Below are 10960 nucleotides of genomic sequence, written 5' to 3' on the forward strand. Positions count from 1 at the left end.
GTTCGACCGGTCCCTGGAGATCACCGCGCCGTTGCGAAGGGCCCACGGCTGATGGCCAGTTTCCTGACACATCATCGCATCGTCCTCGACCGCACGCTGCCGGTCCGGCGCCGCCACGCGGCCCTTCGAACCTGTCTCGACCTGTACGCCCCGTACGGGTTCCGGGCCACCTACCACCATCTGACGGTCAGCGCCCGGATGCCGCGCGACCTGTCCGCCGATCCCGAGTCTCTGACGCGTGCGGTGACCGAGCTCCACGAAGCGCGCCTGCTCCGGCTGGCCGAGGACGCCCAATACGCCGAGCAGCGGCGACGCGAGAAGCAAGCCGGCCGGCGGGTGCCCAGACGGCCGGGAACGTGGTGGCACCTCCACGGGCGGCACACTTACTTCCAGACGGATCCGCTCTGCCACCCGGCCCTGCTGCTCCCCGAGTTCGTCCGCCGCCAGACCCTCCTGGCGCACAGCGAATCGGTGCCCGGTTGCGCACGCTGCGGCAACGAGCAGCCTGCGGTGTCCCGTTCGACCGGCCACGGATTCATCGACCTGTGCCGCGGCTGCGGAGCTGTACTGCGCTCCTGCACGTGCGGCCGCCCCCACTACCTGCACCCCCGCGAGAAGGACCTGTGGCCACGCCTGTGGCGCCGTGAGCACATGACTGACGACGGACTGCCCAACCCCCATTGGCCGGGCGGCCTCGAGGACCGCATCGCCGGACTGCACCTGTGGTGCCCGGCGCCCTCACGGATGCGGAGGGACGGATGAGCGAACTCTCCTTCTACGCCCAGGTCGTGGCCAAGGGCATGGTTCACGGCCTCGACTGCGGTGCCACGCCCGACGAGGCCACTGCCCGGCTCAGTCAGCGGTGCGCAGTTGCTCGGACCAGTCGGCCGGCACCCGTCCGGCCGGGCCGGGCACGGGCTGGTCCAATGGGTGGCTCTCCGGTAGGGCCAGCTGCGGACCGGACTCGTACAACTCGGAGGTGTCGTAGTTCCAGAACCAGCTCTCGCCCGGCTCGAAGCTGCGGATCACCGGGTGGCCGGTCGCCTCGGCGTGCGCGGTGGCGTGCTTGGACGGGGAGTCGTCGCAGCAGCCGATGTGGCCGCAGCGGGCGCAGCGCCGCAGATGAAACCACCAGCCGTCGACCGCGTCGCAGTCGACGCAGCCGGTCCCGCTCGGCGGCACGGTGGGGTTGATCGGATTCTCGGTGCTCATGGTAGCTCCAGCGGGGTGTCGGGTCCTCTGGGGTTGACCGGGAGGCGGACCTGGAAGCGGGTGTCGCCGGGCACGGACTCGAGCCGCAGGTCGCCGCCGTGCCGGTTGACAATGATGCGCCAGGAGACGTCCAGGCCCAGTCCGGTGCCTTCGCCGACCGGTTTGGTAGTGAAGAACGGGTCGAAGGCGCGGTCCCGCACGTCGGCGGGCACGCCGGGACCGGTGTCGCGGAACTCGACCAGCACGCGGTCGCCGTCCCGTCGGGTGCGAACGGTGAGTGTGCCGCCGGAGCCGGTGCTGCGCATGGCCCAGACGGCGTTGTCGATCAGGTTCGTCCACACCTGGTTCAGCTCGGCGGGGTAACCGGGGATGCGGGGCAAGGTGTGGTCGTAGTCGCGCACGACGGTGATGTTCGGGCCGATCTTCGCAGAGAGCATCAGCAGCGTGCTGTCCAGCAGCTCGTGCACATCAGCGTTCTGATACGGGGCGCGGTCCAGCTGCGTGTACTGCTTCGCCGCGCCGACGAGCCCGGAGATGCGGTTGGTGGCGTCCTCGATCTCGTTCAGCAGCAGTTCGGCCTCAACTGTGCATCCCAGCCAGTTCAGCGCTCTGCCGAGCATGTCCTCGGGCAGCGCCTCGGCGATCCGGTCCAGCCAATCGTTGCCCAGGCTCGCCTGGACGAGGACCGGCGCCAGCTGCCAGCTGTCGCCGACGCCGTGCTCGTCCATCCAGTCGCCGAGCTCGTCCTCGCGGTCCGCGGCCTGCAGCGGGCTGAGCGCCTGGGCTTGTCCCATCTGGCCGACGGTCATGTCCTGCAGCTCGCTCAGGCGAGTCAGGTACTCGCCTCTGAATGGCTCAGCCGCGAGGTCACCGAACTCGCGGCGCACCGTGGCCAGGCGTTCCCGCAGCGCCGAGGTGGCGCGCACGGCGGCGGCTGCGGGGTTGTTGAGCTCGTGGGTGAGCCGGGCCGTCACCGACCCGAGGGCCAGCAGCCGCTCCCTCTGGCCGACCGCCTCCTGGGTGTTCTTGAACCCGAAGAACAGGCCCTCCAACAGGTGGACGGCCATCGGGAACCAGTCGCGCATGATCTCCGCGAAGGCTTCTGCGGGCAGCACGAAGAACCGCGATCGCTCGGTCACCCGCAGCGAGTTGTTGTACACCTGGGGCACCTGGTCACCGAGGTACGCCTGGAAGGCCCCGGCATACACCCCGGGCACAGACGTACGGCTGACGTCCACCTCCTGCCCGCCAACGGTGCGTGAGAGCACCACGGTCCCCTGGAAAAGCACATACAGGCTTGCGGCCGGATCGCCTTCTCGGTACACCGGGCCCGGGTCGAGCCACTCCACGCGGCCGTCACGGCACAGCCGGGCGAGCTGGCCGGCAGTCAGTTTCTCGAACAGGAACAGCGACCGCAGCTCCTCCTCGCCGCATCGCTCCGGGCCGGGGGTCATGACTGCTCCAGATAACGGTGCACGAGCATGACGGCCATGGCGCCTTCGCCGACCGCGCTGGCGACCCGCTTGGGGGAAGCTGAGCGTACATCTCCGGCCGCGAAGACCCCCGGCACATTGGTCTCCAGGTGGTACGGGGGCCGGTCCAGAGGCCACCCGGCGGGCGGACGCCCATCGGCGGTCAGATCGGGCCCCGTCAGCACGAAGCCGTACGGGTCCCGGAGCACCGTGCCATCCAGCCAGTCGGTCAGCGGGGCAGCCCCTATGAAGACGTACAGCCACTGCGCATCAACGGTCGCGGTCTCCCCGGTGGCGTGGTTGCGCAAGGTCAGCCCCTCCAGGTGCTCCTTCCCGTGGGCGGCCTCCACGACCGTATCCGTGCGCACGGTGATGGTGGGGGCGTCCTCGACCCGCTGGAGCAGGTAGTAGGACATTGAGGCGGCCAACTGCGGCCCCCGCACCAGCAAGGTGACCTTCCGGGCAGTACGGGCGAAGAACATCGCCGCCTGGCCGGCGGAGTTCGCCCCGCCCACGATGTACACGTCCTGCCCCTGGCAGGCGGACGCCTCAGTCAACGCCGAACCGTAGTAGACCCCGCGCCCAGTCAGCCCGGCAGCCCCCGGCACGTCCAGCTGCCTGTACGACACCCCCGTCGCAAGGATCACGGCGTGCGCCGAGATGGCGGAACCATCGGGGAAACGCACCGTGCGGGCGGCCCCGTTCACCTCCAGTCCGGTGACCTTGCACGCCGTGAGCAGCTCCGCGCCGAACTTCACGGCTTGGCGGCGTGCCCGGTCGGTGAGCTGCACCCCGGAGACACCGTCGGGGAAGCCAAGGTAGTTCTCGATGCGGGAGCTCTGGCCGGCCTGGCCGCCGGTCGCCTCGCGCTCGACGACGACGGTGCGCAGCCCCTCCGAGGCCCCGTAGACAGCCGCACCGAGACCTGCGGGGCCGGCGCCGACAATAACCAGGTCGTAGAAGTCGGCCGCGGGTGTGGTCGACAGGCCCACGCGGGCGGCCAGGTCTCGTTCATCGGGTTCCACGAGCGCGGTGCCGTCCGGGGTCACCACCAGTGGCAGTTGCAGCCCGTTGTGCCCCGCGGCGGCCAGCAGCCGCCTGCCCTCCGGCTCCTCGCTCGAGTACCACCGGTAGGGCACCTGGTTGCGGGCCAGGAACTCCCGGATCTGTGTGGAGCGGGCAGACCAGCGGTGGCCGACGACCTTGGTGATGGCCACGGTCCGGCCGGCGGTTTCCCGCCACGATTCCAGCAGAGCGTCCACCACCGGGTACAGCTTCTCTTCCGGCGGCTCCCACGGCTTGAGCAGGTAGTGGTCGAGGTCGACGACGTTGATGGCGTCGATCGCGGCGTTGGTGTCGGCGTAGGCGGTGAGCAAGACCCGTCGGGCCCCTGGGAAAAGGTCGAGCGCCTCTTCCAGGAACTCGACGCCGTTCATCTGCGGCATCCGGTAGTCGGCCAGGATCACAGCGACCGCTGCGCCGCGCAGCTTCAGCTCACGCAGCGCCTCCAGCGCCGCCGCGCCGGACTCGGCGCGGACCACACGGTACTTCTCTCCGTAGCGGCGGCGCAGGTCACGGGCGACAGCCCGGGACACCGCGGGATCGTCGTCCACGGTCAGAAGCACGGTCCGCACCGCATCGGCGGTCTCTTCCATGGTTCACCACCCGGGCTGTCGCGGGGCTGGGGAGGCGACACTCCTTCCAGTGTGCTCGCTGACACGCGGAACGGCTCGCCATCGCCGCGCCCTGGGGCAGGTGGCTCGCAGGCTCCTCGGTACTGGTGCGGGGTTGGTGCGTGCGGTCAGCGCAGGTGAGGCGAGCTTCTTCGACCACAGCGGTCTTCCCCCTCCACACGCTGGGCCCGCTCAGCGAGGAGGCTTGGACATGCCGTTCGCTGCCTGTTCGGCCAGATCTCCGCGGCCTACCAGGCCTAGCTGCCCGCTGGCCGACCCTCGCTCCCGACGCTTCCCCGTGTTGGGGCGCGGCGGCGGCCGGGCACGCACCTTTCGGGCACGCTCCCGGCGGCCGGCGGCCAGGCGCAGCCCTGGGACGCAGGGCCGACGTCCGCGGCGGGGCGACGGAGGCTGGGGCGAGCGGGCGGGCCAGGGCTCCCGGGGCCGGGCGCCGGGGGCGGGTCACAGTTGGGGAGGCGCGTCACCGCCGAGGAGGGTGATCAGCTGAGCGAGGAGGCCGTCGAGTTCGCGGCCGACGTCGGCGATCCGCGGGTCGCCGTAGCTGGCGAACAGCAGGCTGGGCTGGTCCACGGCGAGCTTGGTCTCGCCGTCGGGGTCGGCGTAGAGCAGGGTCCGCAGTGGTGCATGCAGCATCACCGACGGGTCGTGGCGGAACATGCGTTCGGCGATGGTGTGGTTGCCCATCAGGTACTGCGTGGCCTTCCATGTGGACGGCGAGCCGGCCATGACGGCGGTGATGTCGCTGCGGTAGTAGCGCATGAACCCGTGCGGGGCGTTGATCTCGGCGAGCTCGAGCGTGGCCTGCCACGAGGCCATCTGGAAGAAGCGGTGTAGATCGATCTCGGGGACAAGAGCTTCGTAGTGCTCGCGCGCTGCGTCGTAGGGGCGCGGGAGCGCCACAACGAGCCGTCGGGCGGGGTGATCGATGACGACGGTGTCTCTGGTCATGGCTGTGCCTGTTCGTCGTCGGAGTGGACGAGCTCGACATCGTGGATGTCGAGCGTGATGGAAGGGAGGTTGAGGTTGACGCTGTTGTCGGGATTGCGGCGGAAGACTCGTCGGCGCGTCGCCACGAGCAGCCCGTCGAAATTCTGGTAGCGGCTGGTGTAGTGGCCGACCAGGGTGCTGCCATTGACTTCCGCGATGTAGTCCGTGCGCCGTTGCATTCCGAGGGCGTCGAAGTAGAACACTTGGTCGGGGTTGTGCGTGGCGATCTCGGGTGGGAAGCGCACCTGCAGGCGTCGCCAGGTCTGCCCGGCCTCGCGCCACGGTTCGATCTCGCGGACCCGCACGTCCGGATGGGTGAAGAGGAATGGGGTGGTGAAGTAGTTCCAGCACGCGTAGCCCAGGAAGTAGCCGAGGTGGAGGGCGTCCCAGGTGCTGTTGCGCAGCATTCCCTTGAAACCGGCGCGTGCGGGGGCGAGGGTTTCGACCGGTTCGCCATCGAGGGTCTGCATGGTGACGCTGTCGGCGGCGGCGTCGAAGACCATGCGCCGGTCGGGGCGGGTGAACGGGGTGAATACGATGTGCTCTCCGGCCGTGTCGAGTGTCAGGATCTGGTCGAACGTCTTCTCTGGTGGCCAGCCCTTCATCGCCCAGATCGGGCCGCCGATGGAGATGTCGACTTTCAGGCCGCGCAGGGTGTCCCAGAGCTCTTGACCGCCGGTGGTGGCGATTGCCAGATCGACGAGTTCGTCACTCATGGGCCGGGCCCTTTCCGGGGCGGTTTCGGCGTGCACAATCAATCCGGTGCCCGTGTAGCCACTGGACCCGTGCACGATGGTCGGCCGGCGCCTCCGACGCTCAGCCCGCAACGCAGGACACGCTGGACAACGCACGACGAGGGCGCGGCTTCAGAGGCCGAACAGGCCGGGGTTCTCACGGACGTATTCGGCCACCCCCGAAGGAGGCCGCCCGGTGACCTGCTCGACCCCGTCCGCCTTGCGGTCGTATCGATTCTCCGCGTGAAGGCGAGCCATGGTGGAGATGTGCTGGAAGACGTGGTCCGGCAGCCCCAGCGGCCTGAGATCGTCGACGATCCACTCCTGCAGGGGGACAGCGGTGTAACCGACCGGCCGGCCCAGAGCTGCGGAAACCTCCGCCGCCATGGCGGCGATGTCCTGCGAGCGCGGGCCGGTGAGCTCATAGATCCGGCCGATGTGCGGGGCCGGATCGGCCAGGATCTCCTCCACGACCGAGGCGACGTCCCCGGCCGCCACTGGGGAGGTTTTCGCCCGGCCGAAGGGCAGTCTGATGGTTCCGTACTTCGGGATCGAGGAAAAGCCGACACGGAACAGCGGGTTCTCCATGAACACGGTGGGCCTGATCTGGACAACGGGCAGGCCTGACCAGCCAAGAACCTGCTCGACCAGCCACTGCTGCCGCTGCTGCACAGACTCGGAGGTGCTGGTGAGGTCCATCTCGGAGACAGTCAGCTGCGACATGTTGACGAACGCTTCCAGGCGTCCGTACGCGCGCGCGACGGCCGCCACCGTCACGGCAGCCTCCAGATACTGCGCCGACACGCCCATGCCGAAGTACATACGTCCACAACCGGCCAGGGCGTCGGCGACGTCGCCCGCGCGCGTCAGGTCTCCGACGACGACCTGGGCGCCCGTCGCGCGCAGCGCCTGGGCCCGCTCGTCATCGCGACGCACCATGGCCCGGACGGGCAGGCCCCGTTGCCGAAGTCCTTCGACCACGGATCGTCCGACGGCGCCGACGCTGCCCGCCGCGCCCGTCACCAGCATCGGCAGCACACTGGCTTCCGGGGTGCGGTCCATAGGAGCAGCCTGCGGTGCACACTGCCAAGGCGCAACCGGAGCCCGACGAGCCGTCCGCGCTGCGACAACAGTCGGCTCATGTGCGGGCCCTCGATGGCTACACGGGCGGGTGCTGTCGAAAGCATGCTCGGTCGGGCGGGTACTGGGGCGCCACGTACGACGACAGCCGTGCGTAACTGCTGGACGTCACGAGCGGCGCCACGCTGCTGTTGATCCCCTTCGGGCCCTCGGTCGACGCACTGACCATGGTGCTTGACGAGTTCCGCGAGGTATCGGCACGCATCGAAAGCAGGGCGCGTACAAGCATGCCCCTACAGGATGATGTGGCGGAGGCACTCGACGTCAAGAATGAGGCCCACAGGGTCAAGCACCACGAGGAAGCCGCGGAACGCCTTCATCGCCATGCCGCCACTCCTTGACCGCGAACCGGTCGCCGACGCGTCGCACTTCGGCTGCGCCCGGCCCGGGGAAATGCGCGGGGAGCAGCAGGGCGCCCCAGTCCGCGGCCTCCCCCAGCACCCGGTGCCGGCTGGCCCGTGCGCGGGGCTCGTCCTCGGGGAAGACGTAGTCGCGGGCGCGGCCTTTGGTGGGCAGCTCGACCACCTGGGTGATCTCCACGTTTCCACGCGCGATGGTGTCCATGTCCCCAGCCTGCGTGCCGGTGCCGCAGGCGCCATGGCCGATGGACAGGAGTCGGTTATCCCGGAGGCGCGGCGCTCGGCGCCTTCCTCGCCGTGACCACCGCCGCCGTCCACCGCGTGGGGCTCGCCCCGCGCGGGCTGCGTGCCATCGCCCAGGTGCTCGGCCCGCCGCGCCGCCTGCTCGATCGCGCTGAGCGAACCGTCCACGCCTGTCACCTCATGCCCTTGACCCGCCAGCAGAATGGCGTTCTCACCCAGTCCGCAGCCCACGTCGAGCACCTTGTCGCTGAAGCCTCCCGCGCGCCCCAGGTCCACCACGGCTCGCTGGGGCTCACCGATGTCCCAAGGAATCAGCACCTCAGCGGGGGTAAAGCCGTCGAAGGACGTGCGTCCCGCGTACAACGCGTCGCATTCCTTGCCCTCTTGAGAGAAACTCCGCTTTTGCGTGGTCATGCCGGCCCCCCTGTCGCTCGCAAGCTCGTCAACCACCACTTGGTGGATCTGGTGCGCCCTGGATGTGGGGCAGTTGCGTTCCTACTGGACGTTGTTCGCTTCTTGCGTCGTCGCGGCCACAGGGGCGGCCTCGACCTTCGGTCCGGCCTCGGCCGCGGAGCCAGCCGTGGAACGCATCCGTGACGCAACGATGAGCGTGAGGACGACGACCACGGCCATGGCCAGGAAGACGTCGGAGTAGGCCGAGCCGTCATCACCGGAGTAGAGGGGGTTGATGGCGTCACTGCCGCCCTGCTGCCTCGCGGACGCCAGCACGCCGAACACGGCGGGGCCAGTACCGGCCCCGAGGAACTGGGCCCCCTGGAGGATCCCGAGGCCGACACCGGCCTGCTCGGGGGGCAGCTCGCTTGCCGCAGCGCCGATGATGGTGGTCATCACAAGCATGAAGCCGATGCTCAGCCCGAGGATCCCGACACCGGCGAAGACCACCGAGGAGCCGCCGGTGAAGGACGAGAGGAACAGCGAGAACAGCCCGATGAGGCCGAGCCCGAAGAGCACCAGGAGCCGCGTGCCGACGCGGCCGGCGAGGCGCCCGATCCACGGCGAGAGAAGCGCGGTCATGACTCCGGCCGGAATCATGACCAAGGCGCCCTCACCCGGGGTGAGTTCGTTGACCTCCACCAGCAGCAGCGGGACGAACACCAGACCGCCGAGGTTGACGACCATGGCCAGGAACGCGACGAAGATGCCGGTCCGGTAGACGCGATTGGTGAACAGCGATGGCGGAACGAACGGCTCGTCGACACGGACGGTGCGCACCCCGAAGAGCGCGAGCGCCGCGATCGCGACCACGAGGCTGCCCCAGGACAGGGGTTCGGTGAAGCCGGAGACCTGCGCCCGGGTCATGCCGAACAGCACGAGACCGGCTCCGAGGCCGAGGAGCATGCCGCCGGGGAGGTCGAGCCGGCCCGAGCCCTGCGGAGTCTCGTCCGGGAGTACGCGCATGGCCGGGAAAAGCAGCAGCAGCGAGACCACAAGCGTGATCCAGAACAGTGCAGGCCAGCTGAGCGCTTCCCCGATGCCGCCGCCCAACGCCGGTCCAGCGGCGGTGCCGACGCCCGCACCGGCGGAAACGACGCCGATCCCGACACCGCGCCGCTCCGGCGGCAGCAGCGTCGTGACGGCGATGATCGAGAGCACGGGGATCGCGGCCGCGCCGACGCCCGTCACGATCCGCCCGGCCACGAGCACGGCCAGACTCGGGGAGATCGCGCAGATCAGGCTCCCGACGGCGTAGGTGAGGAGCGCGAAGGCGAAGAGACGACGCAGGCTCACGCGGTCCGAAATGCGGCCGTACAGGGGAATCCCGACCGCGAACATCAGCAGGAAGCCAGTGACAACCCAGGCAAGTTCCGCCTCGGAGGCCCCGAACTCGGACCCGATCGTCGGAAGCATCAGATTGACCATGTCGCTGGCCGTAACCGTGACGAGGATCGCCGGCATCAGCACGGCCAGTAAGCCCAGTCCTGAGCCAGTCCGCTCGGTCGTTGTCGACGTGGAAGTCATGCGAGGCCCTTCGGGCGACTTTCCGCCACCATGGTAGTTACAGTTAGGGCAAAAGAGCGGCGGAGGACACCGCCTCCGCCATCGGTCAGTTGGTGACGCGTTGCGCGACCTCACGCTCACTGGCCAGCACTTGCCGGACAAGGTGGGCGATCGTCGTCCGCCCGAGCCGTTCCTTCATGGCCCGCTCCGCGTCCTGGAACTCCACCTCGAGCAGCTTCTCCATGTTCCGCCCCACCTCGCATTCAGCGCTCGGCGGATGCGGGTGCCGCGAAAGGATCGGCCCCGCCTCTACGGCGGTGTACGCGTCGTAGAGCGTGATCTCACGGGCGGGCTGGGCAAGCGACCAGCCGCCGTTACGCCCCTCGGTGGACCAGACCAGACCGGCATCCCGCAGACTGCCGAGGATCCGCCGCACCAGAACCGGATTACTGGCCAGGCTCTCCGCGATCTCCGCGGAGGTCAACGAGTGATCCCAGCGCCCCAGCATGGTGAGTGCGTGAATCGCGACCGCACTCCTGCTGCTGATGCTCACCATGACCCCTTCGCGACCGCCACCTCGCCAATCCAACTGCAACAACGCTAGTAGCAGTTTGATCCACGTGTCAATCCGGCATGCCCGAACTCGTCGACGCGAGACCTTGCCCTCGCGCAGGATCCCGCGCAGGGTCTCCCGGCTGATGGCCGCGGTCACCTTCTGCTTGATGAGGTGGTCGGCGAGCTTGCTCAGGCTCCAGGTGGAGAACGCGGTGACCTTCCAGTCGGCGGGGGACGTCCGGGCAATCAGACAGATGTGCTCGCGCACCTCGTCACTGATCGTCTTGGGGCGTCCCCCGCTCCATTTTGGGTCCAGCGCGTCGAACGCCCGGTCGTTGAAGGCCCAGCCCCACCGACACCGACGACCGCATGATGGCGGGTCCCGCCGAGTAGGGTACGGACGTGCTCCGATTCGGCCCGGTGCTGGTGTTCGCGGCGAGCAACTTCCCCTTCGCGTTCAGCGTGGTCGGCGGTGACACGGCATCAGCCTGGGCAGCCGGATGTCCCGTGGACTCTGCTGCCCAATTCGTTCAGGCGGAGAGTCGGTAGTTGAGTCGTTCGAGCCGGCTGTGGCGGGTGCGGTCGAGGGGGCCGGTGGTCCAGTG

Annotated in this window: 10 protein-coding genes and 1 pseudogene; 1 reads left to right on the top strand and 10 read right to left on the bottom strand. The window is 69.0% G+C overall.

Annotated features, from left to right (window positions below):
* The first annotated feature begins 51 nt into the window (after window positions 1-51).
* A complete protein-coding gene (locus AB0N06_RS10790; RefSeq protein WP_366134344.1) occupies window positions 52-762 on the top strand; it encodes a hypothetical protein in 711 nt (236 codons plus the stop codon).
* Window positions 763-852: 90 nt separating this feature from the next.
* Here the strand turns inward: AB0N06_RS10790 and AB0N06_RS10795 are convergent, their stop codons facing one another.
* From AB0N06_RS10795 to AB0N06_RS10840, 10 genes and pseudogenes are all read right to left on the bottom strand, one after another.
* Window positions 853-1212 carry a UBP-type zinc finger domain-containing protein gene (locus tag AB0N06_RS10795; RefSeq protein ID WP_366134345.1) on the bottom strand — a complete coding sequence of 120 codons (360 nt, stop codon included), beginning with the start codon at window positions 1210-1212 and terminating at the stop codon, window positions 853-855.
* On the bottom strand, window positions 1209-2666 hold the full coding sequence (locus AB0N06_RS10800; RefSeq protein ID WP_366134346.1) for an ATP-binding protein: 1458 nt from the start codon (window positions 2664-2666) through the stop codon (window positions 1209-1211). Before AB0N06_RS10800 ends, AB0N06_RS10795 begins: the two co-directional genes overlap by 4 nt.
* Window positions 2663-4339: an FAD-dependent oxidoreductase gene (locus AB0N06_RS10805; protein WP_366134347.1), complete on the bottom strand. Its 1677-nt coding sequence runs from the start codon at window positions 4337-4339 to the stop codon at window positions 2663-2665. The genes AB0N06_RS10800 and AB0N06_RS10805 overlap by 4 nt, the downstream gene beginning before the upstream one ends.
* A 480-nt stretch (window positions 4340-4819) precedes the next feature.
* A complete protein-coding gene (locus tag AB0N06_RS10810; protein WP_366134348.1) occupies window positions 4820-5326 on the bottom strand; it encodes a DUF302 domain-containing protein in 507 nt (168 codons plus the stop codon).
* Window positions 5323-6081 carry a hypothetical protein gene (locus tag AB0N06_RS10815; RefSeq protein WP_366134349.1) on the bottom strand — a complete coding sequence of 253 codons (759 nt, stop codon included), beginning with the start codon at window positions 6079-6081 and terminating at the stop codon, window positions 5323-5325. The genes AB0N06_RS10810 and AB0N06_RS10815 overlap by 4 nt, the downstream gene beginning before the upstream one ends.
* A gap of 150 nt (window positions 6082-6231) precedes the next feature.
* Window positions 6232-7161 carry an NAD(P)H-binding protein gene (locus tag AB0N06_RS10820; protein ID WP_366134350.1) on the bottom strand — a complete coding sequence of 310 codons (930 nt, stop codon included), beginning with the start codon at window positions 7159-7161 and terminating at the stop codon, window positions 6232-6234.
* A gap of 363 nt (window positions 7162-7524) precedes the next feature.
* Window positions 7525-7803 (bottom strand): hypothetical protein, encoded by a 279-nt coding sequence (locus tag AB0N06_RS10825; RefSeq protein ID WP_366134361.1) that lies wholly within the window; start codon window positions 7801-7803, stop codon window positions 7525-7527.
* Window positions 7804-7964: 161 nt separating this feature from the next.
* A pseudogene (locus AB0N06_RS10830) lies at window positions 7965-8255 on the bottom strand (class I SAM-dependent methyltransferase); the annotation flags it as partial.
* 81 nt (window positions 8256-8336) lie between these two features.
* Window positions 8337-9821 carry an MFS transporter gene (locus tag AB0N06_RS10835; protein WP_366134351.1) on the bottom strand — a complete coding sequence of 495 codons (1485 nt, stop codon included), beginning with the start codon at window positions 9819-9821 and terminating at the stop codon, window positions 8337-8339.
* A gap of 85 nt (window positions 9822-9906) precedes the next feature.
* Window positions 9907-10767: an Rrf2 family transcriptional regulator gene (locus AB0N06_RS10840; protein WP_366134360.1), complete on the bottom strand. Its 861-nt coding sequence runs from the start codon at window positions 10765-10767 to the stop codon at window positions 9907-9909.
* Window positions 10768-10960: the final 193 nt, after the last annotated feature.

This window comes from Streptomyces sp. NPDC051020, assembly GCF_040683105.1.
Lineage (GTDB): Bacteria > Actinomycetota > Actinomycetes > Streptomycetales > Streptomycetaceae > Streptomyces.

Coding starts and splice junctions, on each gene's coding strand:
- AB0N06_RS10825 (WP_366134361.1), bottom strand. CDS start 7,803: ATGGACACCATCGCGCGTGGAAACGTGGAGATCACCCAGGTGGTCGAG.
- AB0N06_RS10835 (WP_366134351.1), bottom strand. CDS start 9,821: ATGACTTCCACGTCGACAACGACCGAGCGGACTGGCTCAGGACTGGGC.
- AB0N06_RS10790 (WP_366134344.1), top strand. CDS start 52: ATGGCCAGTTTCCTGACACATCATCGCATCGTCCTCGACCGCACGCTG.
- AB0N06_RS10805 (WP_366134347.1), bottom strand. CDS start 4,339: ATGGAAGAGACCGCCGATGCGGTGCGGACCGTGCTTCTGACCGTGGAC.
- AB0N06_RS10820 (WP_366134350.1), bottom strand. CDS start 7,161: ATGGACCGCACCCCGGAAGCCAGTGTGCTGCCGATGCTGGTGACGGGC.
- AB0N06_RS10810 (WP_366134348.1), bottom strand. CDS start 5,326: ATGACCAGAGACACCGTCGTCATCGATCACCCCGCCCGACGGCTCGTT.
- AB0N06_RS10800 (WP_366134346.1), bottom strand. CDS start 2,666: ATGACCCCCGGCCCGGAGCGATGCGGCGAGGAGGAGCTGCGGTCGCTG.
- AB0N06_RS10815 (WP_366134349.1), bottom strand. CDS start 6,081: ATGAGTGACGAACTCGTCGATCTGGCAATCGCCACCACCGGCGGTCAA.
- AB0N06_RS10795 (WP_366134345.1), bottom strand. CDS start 1,212: ATGAGCACCGAGAATCCGATCAACCCCACCGTGCCGCCGAGCGGGACC.